The sequence below is a fragment of the Agrobacterium sp. 5Ca50 genome (assembly GCF_055381905.1).
Genome location: NZ_AP026438.1, coordinates 2760938 through 2777857 on the forward strand (window position 1 = coordinate 2760938; position 16920 = coordinate 2777857).

Consider the following 16920-nt stretch of genomic DNA (forward strand, 5'->3'; position numbering starts at 1 on the left):
TCCTGTGATAATCACAGGAATGAGGGAGAACCGGAAACTAATTGCCGCCGCGGTACCGCCGCAACAGGAATTGAACAATGAACGACAAGACAACCGAAACCGCTCTCTCCTCCGACGTCACGGAAGTGCGCCGCCAGAAACTGGCGTTGCTGCGCGAAAAAATCGGTGACGTCTACCCTGCGCATTTCCACCGCACGATGACCAATGCCGAATTGGCGGAAAAATACGCCAATATCGAGCCGGACGTCGAAACCGGTGATACGGTCACCGTTGCTGGTCGTGTTTATTCCAACCGCAATTCCGGCATGTTCATGGACATTCATGACGCGTCCGGCAAGGTGCAGATCTTCAGCCACAAGGACACCACACCGGAAGCGGCACGTGAGCTGCTGCCGTTGATCGACATGGGTGACATTATCGGCGTCACCGGCAAGGTTCGCCGCACCAAGCGTGGCGAGTTGACCATCAACGCTGAAGAAATCACCATGCTGACGAAGTCGCTGCTGCCGATGCCTGAAAAGTGGCACGGCGTTTCCGACGTCGAAGTGCGTTACCGCAAGCGTCATCTGGACATTCTCTCCAATGAAGAGTCCAAGCTGCGCTTCCAGCAGCGCTCCAGAATTATCTCCGGCATTCGCCGCTTCATGGAAGCGGAAGGTTTCCTCGAAGTGGAAACACCAATGCTGCAGACGGTTTATGGCGGCGCGACTGCCGATCCGTTCAAGACCTTCCACAACACGCTGAAGCAGGACATGTACCTGCGTATTGCGCCGGAACTGTTCCTCAAGCGCACGCTGGTATCCGGCCTTGCCGACAAGGTATTCGAGATCAACCGCAACTTCCGTAACGAAGGCGTTTCCACGCGGCATAATCCTGAATTCACCATGATGGAGTGCTACTGGGCCTATTCCGACTACGAAGACATTATGGGTCTGGTCGAGCGCATGTTCGAAACCCTCGCTGTCGCCATCCATGGCACGACCGAGTTGGAGTTCCAGGGCCAGACGATCTCCTTCAAGGGCCCGTTCAAGCGCGTTCCTATGCCTGATGCCGTCAAGGAAGCAACCGGTATCGACTTCCTGAACATCAAGACCGATGAAGAAGCCCGCGCCGCCGCCAAGGCTGCCGGTTTCGAAGTCGAGAAGGACTGGACATGGGGCGAGTGCCTGGCATTCATCTTCGAAGAGAAGGTTGAAGGCACATTGATTCAGCCAAGCCACGTCACGCACTTCCCGAAGGACATCTCGCCTTTCGCCAAGGAAGTTCCCGGCGAACCACGTCTGGTGGAACGCTTCGAAAGCTACTGCAACGCCTGGGAGGTGGGCAACGCTTTCTCCGAACTCAACGATCCCGAGGAACAGCGCCGCCGTATGGTCGAGCAGCTGGAACAGGCTCACGCTCGCGGCGAAAAAGACAAGCAGCTTGACGATGAATTCCTTGATGCAATCGATCAGGGCATGCCACCAGCAGGTGGTCTCGGCATCGGCGTTGACCGTCTTATCATGCTGCTGACAAATGCACCGTCGATCCGCGACGTCATTCTCTTCCCGGCCCGTCGCCAGAAGGCCGACTGACGCCGCGGCATGTTTCACAGGACCGTTTAGCGGTTTTTGGCAGAAACATCTGATCGTCAAATAACAACAACACGCTGCGTGATAACCACCATCTGCAGCGTGTTACACAGGCAGAACATCAACAAAGCCGGAGAGCGAAAACGCCTCCGGCTTTTTTGTTCTCATCAAACTTTTGAAAAATTACCGAGATATCAGTGAGATGGCTGCGAATGACCTTCAGAAGCCTCGGCGCCTGTGCCTTCAGCCGCTGGTGCGTCTGCAACGGGTGCGTGCTCTTGCTCCGCAGCTTCCGCGGTGGCGGAGCCTTTCCCGAAAATCAGGGATTTCAGATAGCTGAGGCTGAAAATGCTACCGCTGTCATGCACGGGCGTCGACGTCAGCAACTGTTCATCATCTGGCACAGGGTGCGCCTCTGCCGACGGGTCACCATGGCCTGTTTCACCCTCGCCGCCGTGCCCTGCCGGCTCCGCGGCTTTTTCTGTTGGCGCACCATGGCCATCGCTTTTTCCATGCGCACCCTCGGCATTCTCCGACACGCCACCTTCACAGCCGGTATTATCGGACAACGAATGTACAACCTGCTCAATGTCTTCAAGCGGAAGGTCAATTCTCAAGCCGTAGAAGAAACCCTGTGCGTTCGGCACGCCATCATAATAGAAGCCGGAATATTGCTTGCCATCCGTACCTTCGGGTATTTTGGCCATATCAGGGATATAAACTGCCTGCGCTGCAATCGCACGACCACGCATCTCGGAGCGCAGCTGCGGACCATTGGCGTCCAGAACCGACACCTGCACAAGATCAGGGTGCTGTTTTTCGTGAATAGCCTTGGCTACACGCACGGCGGTTTTCAGCCTGTCCGTACCATCACCACCGGTTGTGCGGATAAACTGCCTTATCCAGAATGTACCGTTTTTCTTGATGGTCACAGTCTGGACGGCCTGACATTCCAGACCATTGACTGAACGATAGGAAGGGCCAAGCAAACGTTCGGTACCCACGTAAACAGCAGCGAGACCAGCTGCTCCGCTGATAAGCAGAACACCGCAACTGATAAACACTACTTTACGGGAAAGCCGTATTCGGCTGAATACTGCTTTCACACTAGGCGCCCTGACATACCTACCCCGTCAATTACGCAATGCCCCAGCCCTAATGGGCCAACCAAAGACCATCCGGCATGGATCAAAAATCCACGTCCAGACTGGCTTTGATCCTGACGGTTTCTCCTTGACGAAGATTTAACCCGGAGTGTTATTCAGTGTTTTTAGTGAACCATTTTTGGACTCTGCCAAAAAATATTACTGCGCTTCATGTATAAAGCGTTGACAGGCGCAAACTGACAATAATCAAGCGCGTCCAGTAGCCGCACATCCGTGATACGGCATTCTCAAAATGAAGCAAAAAAGACCCGCCGCAGCGGGTCTTTGTTTCATAATCAGGCAGTCCAGCCGCCATCGATCACATGGATTTGGCCCGTGGTGAAACCGGCCTCTTCCGACGCCAGATAGGTCACCAGAGCAGCAATTTCTTCGGGCTTTGCAATACGGCCCATGGGCTGACGCGCTATGAAGTCGCTCAATGCCTGCTCGTAGTTGCCGGTCTGCTTCAGACGTTCATGCAGGGACGGGCTGTCTACGGTGCCCGGGCAAATTGCATTACAACGAACGCCCTTGGTCACGAAATCAGCGGCAATCGCCTTTGTCAGACCTACAACAGCTGCCTTCGAGGCCGTGTAGGCAAAACGATTTGGAACGCCCTTAACGCTAGATGCCACCGACGACATGTTGACGATAGCACCCTTGCCCTTTTCCAGCATGCCTGGGAGGAATGCGCGGCAAGTACGGTACATGGCCTTGGCATTCAGATCGAACGAGAAGTCCCAGTCCTTTTCCTCGCATTCGAGGATAGTGCCAGCATGCACGTAGCCTGCACAATTAAACAGCACGTCGATTGGGCCAACTTCTTCCGCAAATGCCTTTACAGCGTCGCCATCCAGAACGTTCAGAACGCGTTTTTCAACACCCTCCAGTGTGGCCAGTGCCTGCTCATTGATATCGGTTGCGATAACGCGCGCACCGAGGCTCGCAAAACGTTCAGCCGTTGCGCGGCCAATACCCTGAGCGGCTGCCGTCACAACAACGGTCTGCCCTGCAAAATTCTGGGACATATGGTAATCCTCCCTGCCAATCCAGTTTACCGCGCCAATGACTGGCCTTCACAATGAGGACATTCAGATGCGGATTGATAATTCATATGTAAACAGTGTATTTATAAGCCGTCAAGCGCAACAGATAGACAAGAAGATGTTTGGCATAGGCAAAATGAGGTTAGTGGAGGGGTACCATGACGACCGAAGACAATAGTGATCGCTATCGTGCGCCCGCGCTCGACAAAGGGTTGGATATCCTCGAACTGCTGGCCCATACGGATGGCGGTCTGACCCAGGCCGAGATTGCCAAGTCGCTCGGCAAAAGCCCCAGCGAATTTTACCGCATGCTCGATCGTCTGGTACGGCGCGGGTACGTCTACCGTCAGGATGGCGACCGCTTTTTCCTCAGCCTGAAAATGTTCGGCCTTGCCCATTTTCACGCCCCTGTTCGCAGACTGGTATCGTTCGCGACGCCTGTCATGCGCGACTTTTCCAACAAGGCTCAGCAGGCCTGCCATCTGACTGTGCACGACAGAGGCGCTGTCACTGTTATTGCCCAGCAGGATTCATCGACCTATTGGGCGCTGTCGGTGCGGGTTGGCGCGCATATGAGCCTGTTCAATACCGGCTCCGGTCATATCCTGCTGGCTTTCCAGACCGAAACACAACGCGAGATGATGATTGCCGAGCAGTTGCGTTTCAACGAGGGCATGTCGACACCTGACAATCTCGGTGAAACATTAAGCCGCATCCGGCACGACGGCTACGACATCATGAAAAGCATGCAAACCGCCGTGGTCACGACATTGTCGGCACCGGTGCTGACACTGGATGGCACCGCCATCGCGGCTTTGACCTGCCCATTCATTGAACCGCTCAGCGCCAGTGCGCCGACCCAGAAAGTATGTCTGGACTATATTGTAGAAGCAGCCGCCCGCATTTCGGAAATCGTTGCCGGCAGCCGCACGCAATAAGAAAATAGATTGCACCATAGCAAATAAAAAACGCGACCGGCAGGGAGACGGTCGCGTTTGGCACTGGAGTATTCTTGGAATTTAAACGGGTAAACGTTTCAAAAGTTCCAACAAACCTCAGGCTGCAAGTTCTTTTTTGACCATCGAGCGCAGTGCAACGAGGTCCTTGGCAAACAAACGGATGCCTTCCGACAGCTTTTCAGTTGCCATCGCATCTTCGTTGAGCATCCAGCGGAATGCCTTTTCGTCCAGCGACTGCAGCGGCTCTGCCGTGACATTGTCAGGCGACAGCTTGCGCTCAAGCGTGCCCTGATCCTTGTCGAGCTCTTCCAGCAGCGCCGGGCTGATGGTCAGACGATCGCAACCAGCAAGCGCTTCGATTTCGCCTGCATTGCGGAAGGAAGCACCCATGACGATGGTCGAGATGCCGTTGGACTTGTAGTAGTTGTAGATGCCACGCACCGAGACAACGCCGGGATCGGTTTCAGACGTGTAGTCCTGACCGGTGGACTTCTTGTGCCAATCAAGAATACGACCAACGAATGGCGAAATCAGGAATGCCTTGGCTTCCGCGCAAGCAATCGCCTGAGCCTTGGAGAACAGCAGGGTCAGGTTGCAATCGATGCCTTCCGACTGCAGAACCTGCGCAGCACGGATACCTTCCCATGTGGAAGCCAGCTTGATGAGAATACGGTCACGCTCAATACCGCGTTCCTTGTAGGCAGCAATGATGCCATGCGCCTTGGCAATAGAGGCTTCGGTATCGAAGGACAGGTCGGCATCCACTTCGGTGGAAACGCGGCCCGGAACGAGCTTGGCAAGTGCGGCACCAACCGAAATGGCAAGGCGATCTGCAACGGCAGCAACAACGGCATCCTGATCGCCGCCCTGTTTTTTACCCCAGCTGACAGCTTCTTTGACCGCATCTGCAAACGCAGGCGTTCCCAATGCTTTAAGAACGATGGTCGGGTTGGTTGTGCAATCGACTGGCTTGAGGCGTGCAACCGCATCAATGTCGCCGGTATCAGCAACCACGGTTGTAATGGAACGGAGTTGATCGAGCTTGGACGTCATCCGGGTGATCCTTATGGATTGACTATAAAAGTGCTTCAGCCGCCGTTTCGTTCCCCCAAGAAAGCCATGGAAGTGCGGCCGAAATTACGGTCCTGACCTGATTAAAAGTATCGCTTGGCAGATCGATAAAAGTCAAGACATTTGCGCAACGCAATTGACATAAGTTTCACGAAAGTCATACTCGCTGCATAACAAACATTGGTGAAAAGCGTGGCGAAACTCAGACGCGAAACCCACACATCCATTTCCGAAGCCTCGTCCCTACGCCTCAGAGCCGCCTGGCTCTATTATAATCAGGGCATGACGCAGAAGGATGTCGCCGAAAAACTGGGGATCAGCCGGTCCACCGTCATTCGCCTGCTCGACGAGGCCATGAAACGGTCCGAAGTGCAGATCTGGATCAACGAAGGTATCGAAGATTTCATTGAGCTGGCGGGACAGCTCGAAAAAGCCTACGGGCTGGACGAGGCCATCATTGTTCCTTCCCCGGCCAATACGTCGGCACCGGCCATCGCAAAGGCAGTGGGCCTGGCGCTCGGGCAGTTTCTCTCTGAAGCCATCCCGGAAAATGCCACCATAGGCGTTGGTTGGGGGCGTACCATGACAGCGTCGCTTGCGAGCTTCCGCCCACCGCGTCGTGATAACTGCAAAGTGGTTTCTTTGCTGGGAGGTATCGTCGCTGTACACCAGACCAACCCTTTGGATTACACATGGCGACTGGCAAGCCAGCTTGGCGCCGAATGCTACATGTTCCTTGCGCCGCTGCTGGTCGATTCCATAGAAACCCGCAAAACCCTGATTGAAAAATGCGGGCTGAACACGCTTTACGATCTGGCTGAAAAACTCGACATAGCCATTGTCAGTTGCGGCGACATAGGCCCGCAGTCCACGTCATTGTCCGAAGGTTTTATCAGCCGCCAGACGCTGGAAGAACTGATCGATGCAGGCTGCGTCTGCGATACAATGTTCAACTTCCTCGACAAGGACGGCAATTCCGTTGAACATCCAATCAACCAGCGCGTCATGTCGATCGACCTCGACACGCTGAAGAAAGCAAAGCACATTGTTCTGGCATCCGGTGGCGCGCAGCGTGCTGTCGCCATTCAGGCCACAATACGACGCATCGGCTGCAACACCCTTATAACAGATGAAACAGCCGCACGGGCATTGCTGGCCCTGTCAAACGACTGTTCCGCCGCCTGACATCTCAGGCGTGCGCGGATTCCCAGCCGAGCATAGCCCGTTTACGCGTCAGGCCCCAATGGTAACCGGTCAAGGCACCACTTTTGCCAAGCGCACGGTGGCAGGGCACCACGAATGACACCGGGTTTGCACCGACAGCGGCACCCACCGCGCGGGACGCCGTGGGCTGGCCAATATCCTGCGCGATGTCGGAATAGGTAACCGCCTTACCAAACGGGATCTTCAACAGACTTTTCCAGACACGGACCTGAAAATCCGTGCCCAGCAACACGACGCGAAGCGGCTGGTCGCAACGCCATGCCTGCGGCTCGAAAATACGCGAGGCATAAGGCATGGTGGCGGCAACATCTTCGACGTAGTTCGCCTTCGGCCAACGCTGCGCCATATCCTCGAAACAGGCGGCCTCTTCACCGGCATCAGCAAAGGCAACGCCCGCCAGACCACGGTCGGTGACCATGACGAGCGCCAGACCGAATGGAGAGACATGATAACCCCAGCGGATCGTCAGCCCTTCACCCTTGGCCTTCCATTCACCCGGCGACATGGCCTCATGTGTAACAAACAGATCATGCAACCTGCCCGGCCCGGACATGCCAACCTCGATGGAGGTTTCCAGTAGCGGCAACTGTTCCTGCCGCAACAGACGTTTCGCATGATCGAGCGTCACGGCCTGAAGAAACGCTTTCGGTGACAAACCGGCCCACCGCGTGAATGTCTTCTGCAACTGTGTTGGCGATCTGCCCATACGCGCCGCAATCATTTCCAGCGATGGCTGATCACGGTAGTCCACCGTCATGATTTCGATGACCTGCCGGACGGTCTCGTAATCGGAACCGTCAGGTGTGATATCTTCCTGCAAAATAAGATCGGCTTTCATGGCATGTCTCCTTGGGTAACAGAAGACCACGGACGGACGATCATCGCCACCCGTTTCTTGCGTCTGCAAACCATCACGTTAAATTCTGCGTCTTACTCTAGCCAGGGCACCCTTGAATGCTTTCGCAAAGCTTTCGCGATCATCCGGATTGAGAAAGGAGCCGACATCCGTCACGTGCCCCTGCCCTGAAACATGCATGGAGAGGATGCCAAATTCCTCGTGTCGACGCACCCGAAACCTTGTCCAGAACGGGTTGAAAACATGCTCTTCCATCCGCCCAGAAGGAGCGTATTTACGCACCGACAGGCGGGTGCGCCAGATGGTGACTTCCTCCCGTCTGCGCGCGGCCCGATAGTTCAGTTTGAAGGCTCCGTAGAGCAGCAGAAAATCAAGACCGAAGAACACGCCCACCAGCCACGCGCCGGTAACGACAAAAAACACCCCGTAGACGAAGCAGACCATGCCTGTCAGTAACAGCAGCACCCGAAACCCTTTTCGCCCCAGCGAACGGTGTGGCACCAACTGTGCAGCAAAAACCGGTTCATCGTTTATCGTATCCACGTTGCGTTCCCGCATTCCGGCTAGTCACCCGAATCTGAAGTTCGTCACACTGTTTGGCACGCACAGAACGAACTTCAGATTCAAAAGGGTGACTAGAACTTATTTGATTCTCGTGTGGTTTATGGATTTTAAATACGCTCCCCACCTAGCCTCGAATGAGGCGTATTTAAAATCCACCACACGAGCTATAGATGAAGGCATGACAATAGCGAAGAAACGATCCAGCACCCAAACCTTGCAAAAGTCAAATCAGACTTCTGCGCGGAAAGGACGCACGCCCCGCTCCCTGTATTCGAAGGCAGATCTGGAAGAGATCTTCCGGCGTTTTTCGGTGCAACGACCTGAGCCCAAGGGTGAACTGGAACACACCAATCCCTTCACGCTGCTGGTGGCGGTTGCACTGTCAGCGCAGGCAACGGATATTGGTGTGAACCGGGCAACGCGTGCCCTGTTCAAGATCGCCGATACCCCACAAAAAATGCTCGACCTTGGTGAGGAACGGCTGATCGATCACATCAAGACGATCGGACTTTATCGCAACAAGGCCAAGAACGTCATTTCGCTGTCGCGCATGCTGATCGACAATTTCGGCGGCGAGGTGCCAAAAACCCGCGACGAACTTGTCACGCTGCCGGGTGTGGGGCGCAAAACCGCCAATGTGGTAATGTCCATGGCGTTCGGCGTACCAACATTGGCCGTTGATACCCACGTCTTCCGTATTGCCAACCGGCTCTGTCTGGCACCGGGCAAGACCCCGGATGACGTTGAAGACAAGTTGATGAAAATCATACCGGAACAATACCTGTTCCACGCGCATCACTGGTTGATCCTGCATGGACGATACTGCTGCAAGGCCCGCAAACCTGAGTGCGAGCGCTGCGTGATCGCTGATTTATGCAAGTCACCGGAAAAATCCTGCGATATTCCGGCTCCGCTGGTCGAGTTACCGGCCCAACTGTTGCGTGACTAACGGCGGTTCGCGCATGCTGATGGATTTGTGCAAATGCACCATCAGCGAGGCAGCAAACAGTGGCGTCAGCAGGTTCACAAACGGGATAGCCAGAAACAGCGCGATAACAAGGCCGGCGGTAAAGACCGTGGCCGCGTGTTTTGCGCGTAACTGGCGAGCTTCATCGGGCGTCCTGAACCGCATGGCAGCAAATTCAAAAAACTCTCGGCCCAGCAGGTAACCGTTGACCAGAAAGAAAGCGACCAGATTGACGCCGGGAACCAGTAGCAACAACAGCGCGATCAGGTTGCCAAGAATGATCACCCCAAAAAACTTGAGGGAAGCCCAGATGGCCTCACCCATCGGCATGGCACGACCCGGCGCATCCTGCGGATAATCGCGCTTCTCAAGCACTTCGGCCACATCGTCGAGAAACAGACCAGCAATGATGGCCGTTACCGGCGCAATCAGCAAGGCCAGTGCCAGCGCCAGTCCGATGCCTGCGAGAATGGCAAACACAAAACCGAGCCAACCTGCCCAGTCCGGAATACCCGGCAACAGCGTATCGATCCACGGCAGCGCCAGATAAATGAACAGCTGTCTGATGGCCACCCAAAGGCCAGCCAGCACCAGCAGGGTAAGGCCTAATACCTTCCAGAAAACCGAACGTGTCTCGGGCGAAAGAATGTTGGTCAAGGCCAAACGTGTCGCATCAAATATCATTTGGTCCCTCGCAAAGTCACAATTGTTTCCCACATAGGAAGGTAGTGCGGTTATCGCAATGGAGACCCGGGCAAGCATTAATAAAATGTAAATGCAACACCCAAGATTTGGCTTGAAAAAAAGCACTTTCTAATTTAATGTTTATCCCATGACAGCTTATGGGGGAAATAGTTTGCCAACTCATGCGGCACGCTCCCATAGGGGTCGCGATCAACAGGCAAACGGCGTTGGAAAATCTACTCCTGAAACTGACCCGGCTTTTGAAATTCGGAACGCCTTCCGAGCGTAGAATTGCAAAATACCTTCTGGAACATCTCGCGGAATTGCCATTCGAAACGGCTGCGACCTTAGCCCAGCGCCTTAACCTCAGCCCGATGACTGTCGGTCGCTTTATCCGTTCGCTCGGTTATCAGCAGTTCAGCGACATTCGCCAGCATTTGCGCGATCCAGCTTCGTTGCAGCTGCCGCAAACAGACATTGTGGCACCGAAACAACCGGACACGCCGGAAAACGCTCTTTCGGCGCTTTTGCTGCAGCAGGTTCAGTCCATTCAAAACGTCTACGACCTCTGTCGCCAGCCTGTCTGGCAACAAACGCTTGATGCCATTGCTTCCAGCGAAGACGTGTTCATCGTCTCCTGCTGCGATGCGTTTTGCATTTCCGATTACCTGCATTCAAAATTGCTGGAACAGCGTGGCAATGTGCATCACCTGAGAGAAAAAGGTGCGGGTTATGTCGCAGTTTTTGACGGCAAACCTGCGAACACCACGCTGATTATCGTGGATTGCGGCGGTAACCCGGCGCATGTCCAGCGTCTCGGACATGAGGCAGTCAAAGCCGGTTACACCGTCGTATTGATCACCGGTCGTTATTACGAATGGGGTCCGGGCAGTGCCAGTATCTGCCTGATAATTCCGCTGGTGCCGATGACCGATCATGGCAGTGCCATTCAGCTGCTGTCGATGATCGAGTTTCTGGCCTGTGCCGTCACAAAACAGCTGCAGAGCGAAAACGAGGATCGCAGCCAGCGGCTGATGGAATTGAGCCGGGCCCTAGCGTTCTGAAACGGTCAAACCCCTGGCATCGCAAAACATAGGGTGTCAAAGACTTTCGAGTTCTTCACGATGTCGCTGCATGGCCATAAACCGTCGATAATCACGGTCATAACCACCGGTCAGACCCGGATTGGGCCGCAACATCTCACCTGCCGAATGCATGGCCTTACCGGCAGCAAAAAGATCGGCATGCACGCCACCGGCCGAGGCCGCCGTCATTGCCGTGCCGAGCAGCACGGCATCAACCGTTTTTGACATCACGATATTGCGACCTGTCACATCGGCATAAAGCTCCATCAGCAACCTGCTGTGCACATGACCACCCGTCACATGCAGCGTATCGATGTGGTAGCCGGTGTCTTCCATCGCTTCGAGAATATGCCGCGTGCCAAGCGCGATGGACACGGCTGTTCGCCAATAGAGGCGGCAGAGCCCGTCGAAGGACATATCCAGCGTCAGACCGCTGACAACACCCAACGCATGGGGATCCGCCAAGGGGGATCGATTGCCATGAAAGTCAGGCAGCACATGCAGCCGACTACCAAACTCCGCCCCCTCCTTCACCCGCAATTGCTGCACGCGTTGCTCTATACGCTGGTGCAAACCGGTCTCAGGTTTACCACCAGCTGCATGCATCTGCACGATGTAGTCGAGTAGGCCGCCACTGACCGATTGCCCACCCTCGACCAGCCAATGGCCGGGCAGCACACAATCCCAATACGGTCCCCACAGGCTGTGGCCCGGTTTGGGTTTTTCCGTAAAGGCAACAAGACAACTGGATGTGCCGGCAATCAGCGCGGCATGCTGCTCGATATCATCTTTCAGGCAACCGCCCAAAGCGCCAAGCGCGCCCGCATAGGCATCAATCATGCCTGCAGCCACCTTGCAGCCGGTATCAAGCCCAAGCTGCTGTGCGGCTTCGGCCGAGACAAATCCAACGCTTGTCCCCGGCCCAATGGCCGATGACGGCAAACCGCCGCGCGACAGCAAATCCTCAAGACCGGCCATTGCCAGATAATCTTCGGACCAGCCACCATCATGCGCCAGAAAATTCCACTTGGCCGTGAGCGTGCACAGTGACCGGTTGGCCGAACCCGAGGCTTTCCAGGTCAGAAAGTCTGCCAGATCAAAAAAGTAACCCGAACGCTGCCAGGTTTCCGGCATTTGTTGCTTCAGCCACATCAGCTTGGGGATTTGCATTTCCGGTGAAATTGACTGGCCGGAAAATTCCAGAACCGGATGGCCGGAAGCGGATAAAAAGTCACTTTGGGCCAGAGCACGGTGATCAAGCCAGACAATCGTGTCAAAACGGTCTTCACCCGTGACCGAAACAGTAACCGGCTCACCTTTTTTACCACGCACAACCAGCGAACAGGTCGCATCGAACCCGATGGCAGCAACTTGGCCCGCGGTTACCTTCGCAATATCAAGGGCTTCACGCACGCAGCGGCAAACAACCCGCCAGATTTCTTCCGACTGGTGTTCCGCATGGTTTTCCTGTGGCCTGCTCATGGAAATTGGATGTGCGACACGCGAAAGCAAGGCGCCCTTCACTGTGAACACGCCGACACGTGCGCTGCCGGTGCCCACATCGACCGCCACGAGAAACTCACGCATACGGATAATTCCCACCCCTTGGCATCATTCAAAAACCGGACCCTGAATCAGGCTTCAAGAACGCATCGGTCTTTCGTTGGTTGCATGACCGTTTTTTGTAAATTGACTGACAAGGTGGACCAAATCGTCCATGTCGTCAAACATGCCGTGCGGTTGCAGGATTTCAATTTTTTGACGAAAGGCTGGAAAGCGGGCGTGGCTTGCCCCGGTGAATGCAAGAACAGTCATGCCAGCGGCCTTTGCAGCGATGATACCGGCAGGGCTATCTTCCACGACAATGCAGTCCGATGGGCTGGTCTGCATATTTTCAGCAGCAAACAGAAACAGGTCAGGTGCGGGCTTACCATTCTTGACCATGGTCGCACTGAAAATATGCGGCTCCAGCTTGTCCAGCAGACCAGTCAGGCCAAGGGAAAAACGAATGCGCTCCGGCTGGCTGGATGACGCAACACAACGGCGGCACTCAAGATTATCCAGTGCCTGTGCAACACCGGTGACAGGTTTGAGATCTGTGCGAAAGCGTTCATAAAGAAGGCTGCGCATGTGGTCGAGAAAGTCGATATCGGTTTCAACACCGTAATCATTCCACAGGGTTGAAATCATGCTCGCGACGCTGCGCCCGAGGAAACGATCATACGCGTCCTCTTCTGAAATATGCACGCCGAGATGGGAAAGCATCTCGATCAGAACGGCAATCGACAGCGGCTCACTATCAACAAGAACGCCATCGCAATCGAAAATCAGCAGAGGAGTATTTTCGTTATGCATGGCGCATCTCTTTTGTCAGCTGGTGAGCTTGTTTTGCAGATAGAGTTCAAGTGTCTTTGCCGTACCTTGGCTCCACAGTGTCCGCAAGGCATGCGCGAAGCGTTTGCGGAAAAGTTCTGACTTGGCGACCTCGCCAAAGATGTCATCAAACACCAGGAATGCCGAGGGTTCGTCCTTCGCCTTGATAGCTGCAGCTTGCAGGCGCTCGGCGCTGGAGTCGTTAAATACGATCTTCTGGCCGCTATCGGACGTGCCGTGGAAATACCGGCACCAGAGCGCCGAAACCAGCGACAGGCCAACAATATCCTCACCGCGGGCCAGACGATCAGCCGTCGATGGCAAAATGAATTTTGGCTGACGGTTGGAGCCATCCTGCGCCAGACGCGGAATGGTGTCGCCAATTTTCGGGTTGGAGAAACGTCGCTCGATCAGATCGAAATAGGCGTTGAGGTCAGTATCCGGCACCGGCGGGATAACCGGAATGATTTCGTCTTTTTCCAACTTGGCAAGGAAAGCCCGGATCAGCGGATGTTCCATCGCCTCATGCACAAAGTGGATGTCCAGCAATGCTGCAGGATAGGCAATGGCGGCATGACCACCATTGAGAATGCGGATTTTCATATGCTCGTAAGGTGCGACTTCGGGCACGAACTGCACACCGGCCTTTTCAAGCTTCGGACGGCCCGCCGGGAAATTGTCTTCCATCACCCACTGTTTGAACTCTTCGCAGAACACCGGCCAGTTGTCCTCAATGGCAAAATCATCACGGGCAATGTTGATTTCCCGTTCGCCGGTTGCCGGCGTGATGCGGTCCACCATCGAGTTGGGGAAGGAAACATTGGCTTTGATCCAGTCTGCGAACGCCGGATCGGACAGCTTCGCAAGACCAACCACTGCATTCTGGGTCACTTTGCCATTATGCGGAATGTTATCGCACGACATCACGGTAAACGGCTGAACGCCGCGCTCCTGGCGCGCCTTCAAACCGGCCACAATAAAACCGAACACCGTCTTGGGTGCGGCCGGATTGCGGCCATCCTCGACAATGGCAGGATGTGCCGGATTAAACGAACCGGACGCATCGATGAAATAGCCACCCTCGGTAATCGTCATCGAGACGATACGGATCTTAGGATCTGCCAATGTTTCAACTGTCGTATTGATATCGCCGACTTTCAGGATATCGACCATCGGCCCCGTCACCCGGGCAGCCGTACGGTTGTTATCCTGTTCAACAACCGTCGTCAGGAAATCCTGCGCCGCAAGTTTTTCGCGCATCGCGGTGTCGGATGGTAATACGCCTGCACCAATGATCGCCCAGTCATGATCATTACCTTCATTGAACAGGTCATCCAAATAGACGGCCTGATGAGCGCGGTGAAAATTGCCAACGCCAAAATGCACAATACCAGCAGAGAGTTGCGCACGGGAATAGGCAGGAACAGAGGCAGTCGCTTTTACCTGATCGAGTGTTGCCAGAGAGAGTTTGCAGGTCATGGTACTATCCTCGATAGGAAACATTATTCGTGATGCCAGGTGTCTGAGCCAAGCTCAGGCAATGGCGATACCCCGCTCGTCGAAACGATGCAGTTTGCTTTCATCCGGCGTCAGGAAAACCGTGTCGCCGTGTTTGCATTGGAATTCGCCGCCAGCACGTGCCGTGATGCTGCCAATGCCTTCAACATCAAGGTGCAGGAACGTGTCTGAGCCCAGATGTTCCGCCACCACGACCTTGCCCTTCCAGACGCCGCTTTCATGCGACAGTGAAATGTGCTCAGGCCGCACGCCGACGGTCGCCGCATTCTTCGATTGGGCGTAAGCACCCTTGAAAAGGTTCATGCGTGGTGAACCGATAAAACCTGCCACGAACAGGTTGGCAGGAGAGCGGTAAAGCTCCATCGGAGAACCAACCTGCTCGATGTTACCGCGGTTAAGCACCACGATCTTGTCCGCCATGGTCATGGCTTCCACCTGATCGTGCGTGACGTAAATCATTGTTGTTTTCAGCGTGTTATGCAGCTGCGAAATTTCCAGACGCATGGTGCCGCGCAACGCCGCGTCCAGGTTGGAAAGAGGTTCGTCAAACAGGAACGCCGATGGCTCGCGCACAATCGCACGACCTATCGCCACACGCTGGCGCTGGCCACCGGAAAGCTGCGAAGGCCGACGCTCCAGATAGTCGGTCAGATTGAGGATACCAGCCGCATCGGTGACCTTCTTGTCGATGGCCGCCTTGTCCATCTTGGCCATTTTCAACGGAAAGCCGATATTGTTGCGCACACTCATATGCGGATATAGCGCATAGGACTGGAACACCATGGCAAGACCGCGCTCGGCCGGTGCCGTTTCCGTCACGTCCTTGCCATCGATAATGATCTGGCCACCGGTCACATCTTCCAGTCCGGCAATCAGGCGCAGCAGCGTGGACTTGCCACAGCCGGACGGTCCGACGAACACCACGAACTCACCATCGTTGATATCGAGATCGATGGAAGGAATAACCTTGGCCTCACCAAAGGCTTTCGAAACTTTTCTGAGAGAAATGCTGCCCATTGTTTTTATCCTTATTTGACCGCGCCGAAGGTGAGGCCGCGAACGAGTTGCTTCTGGGAAAACCAGCCAAGAACGAGGATTGGTGCAATCGCCATCATGGATGCTGCCGAAAGCTTTGCCCAGAATAGACCCTGAGGGCTGGAGAAAGACGCGATGAACGCCGTCAACGGAGCAGCATTCGTGGTCGTAAGACGGATGGTCCAGAAGGACTCATTCCATGCCAGAATGACATTCAAGAGAAGCGTAGACGCGATACCCGGCACCGCCATCGGTGTCAGCACATGCACGATTTCATTCCAGAGTGACGCGCCATCCATTCTAGCCGCTTCGAGAATTTCACCCGGAATTTCACGGAAGTAGGTGTAAAGCATCCACACCACGATCGGCAGGTTGATGAGCATCAGCATGACAGTCAGACCGATGCGGGAATCCAGCAGACCGGCATCACGGAACATCAGGTAGATCGGCACCAGCACAGCAACAGCAGGCATCATCTTGGTGGAAAGCATCCACATCAGAATATCCTTGGTGCGCTTGGTCGGCGAAAATGCCATTGCCCAGGCCGCCGGTATAGCAACGATCAGCGCCAGGATTGTTGAGCCAACCGACAGGATGACCGAGTTCATGAACGGCTTGAAATAGTCCCGCTGCGTGTTGACGGTGACATAGTTTTCAAACGTTCCCGATGGCCAGAGGCTGAACCCGGCAATCGCTTCCGGCTCGGTCTTTATGCTGGTGATGAATGCGTAGAGAATGGGGAAAAAGATAATCAGCGCAACAGCCCAGGCAGCAATTGTTAGACCGATTTTTCTTCCTTTGGTAATTTGGCGAGCCATTACA

16 protein-coding genes are annotated in these 16920 nt (G+C 54.8%); 5 read left to right on the forward strand and 11 right to left on the reverse strand.

Features of this window, described 5'->3' with window-relative positions:
- The first annotated feature begins 77 nt into the window (after positions 1 to 77).
- Positions 78 to 1574, forward strand: a complete 1497-nt coding sequence (lysS, locus tag ACZ5FM_RS13380) for a lysine--tRNA ligase (protein WP_464038926.1) — start codon at positions 78 to 80, stop codon at positions 1572 to 1574.
- A gap of 191 nt (positions 1575 to 1765) precedes the next feature.
- On the opposite strand, the gene ACZ5FM_RS13385 is transcribed toward lysS, so the two are convergent.
- Together ACZ5FM_RS13385 and ACZ5FM_RS13390 are read right to left on the reverse strand one after the other, a co-directional pair.
- Positions 1766 to 2677: a hypothetical protein gene (locus ACZ5FM_RS13385; RefSeq protein WP_259142466.1), complete on the reverse strand. Its 912-nt coding sequence runs from the start codon at positions 2675 to 2677 to the stop codon at positions 1766 to 1768.
- Between the two features lie 335 nt (positions 2678 to 3012).
- A complete protein-coding gene (locus ACZ5FM_RS13390; protein ID WP_192488021.1) occupies positions 3013 to 3744 on the reverse strand; it encodes an SDR family oxidoreductase in 732 nt (243 codons plus the stop codon).
- Between the two features lie 176 nt (positions 3745 to 3920).
- Between ACZ5FM_RS13390 and ACZ5FM_RS13395 the strand changes: the two genes are divergently transcribed.
- On the forward strand, positions 3921 to 4700 hold the full coding sequence (locus ACZ5FM_RS13395) for an IclR family transcriptional regulator (RefSeq protein WP_464038927.1): 780 nt from the start codon (positions 3921 to 3923) through the stop codon (positions 4698 to 4700).
- A 117-nt stretch (positions 4701 to 4817) separates the two neighbouring features.
- Here the strand turns inward: ACZ5FM_RS13395 and tal are convergent, their stop codons facing one another.
- On the reverse strand, positions 4818 to 5774 hold the full coding sequence (tal, locus tag ACZ5FM_RS13400; RefSeq protein WP_192488019.1) for a transaldolase: 957 nt from the start codon (positions 5772 to 5774) through the stop codon (positions 4818 to 4820).
- 210 nt (positions 5775 to 5984) lie between these two features.
- Here tal and ACZ5FM_RS13405 point away from each other — a divergent pair, with 210 nt between their 5' ends.
- The gene (locus ACZ5FM_RS13405) at positions 5985 to 6977 is read left to right on the forward strand and encodes a sugar-binding transcriptional regulator (RefSeq protein ID WP_464038928.1); all 993 of its coding nucleotides are present in this window, start codon (positions 5985 to 5987) and stop codon (positions 6975 to 6977) included.
- Positions 6978 to 6981: 4 nt separating this feature from the next.
- On the opposite strand, the gene ACZ5FM_RS13410 is transcribed toward ACZ5FM_RS13405, so the two are convergent.
- The gene (locus ACZ5FM_RS13410) at positions 6982 to 7854 is read right to left on the reverse strand and encodes a methylated-DNA--[protein]-cysteine S-methyltransferase (protein WP_192488017.1); all 873 of its coding nucleotides are present in this window, start codon (positions 7852 to 7854) and stop codon (positions 6982 to 6984) included.
- A gap of 78 nt (positions 7855 to 7932) precedes the next feature.
- Positions 7933 to 8430 carry a DUF2244 domain-containing protein gene (locus tag ACZ5FM_RS13415; RefSeq protein ID WP_250982281.1) on the reverse strand — a complete coding sequence of 166 codons (498 nt, stop codon included), beginning with the start codon at positions 8428 to 8430 and terminating at the stop codon, positions 7933 to 7935.
- A 184-nt stretch (positions 8431 to 8614) separates the two neighbouring features.
- On the opposite strand from ACZ5FM_RS13415, the gene nth reads away from it, so the two are divergent.
- A complete protein-coding gene (gene nth, locus ACZ5FM_RS13420; RefSeq protein ID WP_192488015.1) occupies positions 8615 to 9385 on the forward strand; it encodes an endonuclease III in 771 nt (256 codons plus the stop codon).
- Here the strand turns inward: nth and ACZ5FM_RS13425 are convergent.
- A complete protein-coding gene (locus tag ACZ5FM_RS13425) occupies positions 9359 to 10087 on the reverse strand; it encodes a sulfate transporter family protein (RefSeq protein ID WP_464038929.1) in 729 nt (242 codons plus the stop codon). The genes nth and ACZ5FM_RS13425 overlap by 27 nt on opposite strands.
- Before the next feature lie 227 nt (positions 10088 to 10314).
- Here ACZ5FM_RS13425 and ACZ5FM_RS13430 point away from each other — a divergent pair, with 227 nt between their 5' ends.
- Positions 10315 to 11151 carry a MurR/RpiR family transcriptional regulator gene (locus ACZ5FM_RS13430; RefSeq protein WP_464038930.1) on the forward strand — a complete coding sequence of 279 codons (837 nt, stop codon included), beginning with the start codon at positions 10315 to 10317 and terminating at the stop codon, positions 11149 to 11151.
- A 36-nt stretch (positions 11152 to 11187) separates the two neighbouring features.
- Here the strand turns inward: ACZ5FM_RS13430 and ACZ5FM_RS13435 are convergent, their stop codons facing one another.
- The 5 genes from ACZ5FM_RS13435 to ACZ5FM_RS13455 are packed head-to-tail and all read right to left on the reverse strand — an operon-like array spanning position 11188 to position 16916.
- On the reverse strand, positions 11188 to 12759 hold the full coding sequence (locus ACZ5FM_RS13435) for an FGGY-family carbohydrate kinase (RefSeq protein WP_464038931.1): 1572 nt from the start codon (positions 12757 to 12759) through the stop codon (positions 11188 to 11190).
- A 54-nt stretch (positions 12760 to 12813) separates the two neighbouring features.
- Positions 12814 to 13527, reverse strand: a complete 714-nt coding sequence (locus ACZ5FM_RS13440) for an HAD family hydrolase (protein ID WP_192488011.1) — start codon at positions 13525 to 13527, stop codon at positions 12814 to 12816.
- Between the two features lie 15 nt (positions 13528 to 13542).
- Positions 13543 to 15024, reverse strand: coding sequence for a mannitol dehydrogenase family protein (locus ACZ5FM_RS13445; RefSeq protein WP_464038932.1), 1482 nt, complete (start codon positions 15022 to 15024; stop codon positions 13543 to 13545).
- 54 nt (positions 15025 to 15078) lie between these two features.
- Positions 15079 to 16080: an ABC transporter ATP-binding protein gene (locus ACZ5FM_RS13450; protein WP_464038933.1), complete on the reverse strand. Its 1002-nt coding sequence runs from the start codon at positions 16078 to 16080 to the stop codon at positions 15079 to 15081.
- Between the two features lie 11 nt (positions 16081 to 16091).
- Entirely contained in the window at positions 16092 to 16916 is an 825-nt protein-coding gene (locus ACZ5FM_RS13455) for a carbohydrate ABC transporter permease (protein WP_192488008.1), read from the reverse strand.
- Positions 16917 to 16920: the final 4 nt, after the last annotated feature.

Excerpts from the sequence above, each read along its gene's own strand:
- lysS (WP_464038926.1), top strand. The coding sequence starts at position 78 with ATGAACGACAAGACAACCGAAACCGCTCTCTCCTCCGACGTCACGGAA.
- ACZ5FM_RS13390 (WP_192488021.1), bottom strand. The coding sequence starts at position 3,744 with ATGTCCCAGAATTTTGCAGGGCAGACCGTTGTTGTGACGGCAGCCGCT.
- ACZ5FM_RS13395 (WP_464038927.1), top strand. The coding sequence starts at position 3,921 with ATGACGACCGAAGACAATAGTGATCGCTATCGTGCGCCCGCGCTCGAC.
- tal (WP_192488019.1), bottom strand. The coding sequence starts at position 5,774 with ATGACGTCCAAGCTCGATCAACTCCGTTCCATTACAACCGTGGTTGCT.
- ACZ5FM_RS13410 (WP_192488017.1), bottom strand. The coding sequence starts at position 7,854 with ATGAAAGCCGATCTTATTTTGCAGGAAGATATCACACCTGACGGTTCC.
- ACZ5FM_RS13415 (WP_250982281.1), bottom strand. The coding sequence starts at position 8,430 with ATGCGGGAACGCAACGTGGATACGATAAACGATGAACCGGTTTTTGCT.
- nth (WP_192488015.1), top strand. The coding sequence starts at position 8,615 with ATGACAATAGCGAAGAAACGATCCAGCACCCAAACCTTGCAAAAGTCA.
- ACZ5FM_RS13425 (WP_464038929.1), bottom strand. The coding sequence starts at position 10,087 with ATGATATTTGATGCGACACGTTTGGCCTTGACCAACATTCTTTCGCCC.
- ACZ5FM_RS13435 (WP_464038931.1), bottom strand. The coding sequence starts at position 12,759 with ATGCGTGAGTTTCTCGTGGCGGTCGATGTGGGCACCGGCAGCGCACGT.
- ACZ5FM_RS13440 (WP_192488011.1), bottom strand. The coding sequence starts at position 13,527 with ATGCATAACGAAAATACTCCTCTGCTGATTTTCGATTGCGATGGCGTT.
- ACZ5FM_RS13445 (WP_464038932.1), bottom strand. The coding sequence starts at position 15,024 with ATGACCTGCAAACTCTCTCTGGCAACACTCGATCAGGTAAAAGCGACT.
- ACZ5FM_RS13450 (WP_464038933.1), bottom strand. The coding sequence starts at position 16,080 with ATGGGCAGCATTTCTCTCAGAAAAGTTTCGAAAGCCTTTGGTGAGGCC.
- ACZ5FM_RS13455 (WP_192488008.1), bottom strand. The coding sequence starts at position 16,916 with ATGGCTCGCCAAATTACCAAAGGAAGAAAAATCGGTCTAACAATTGCT.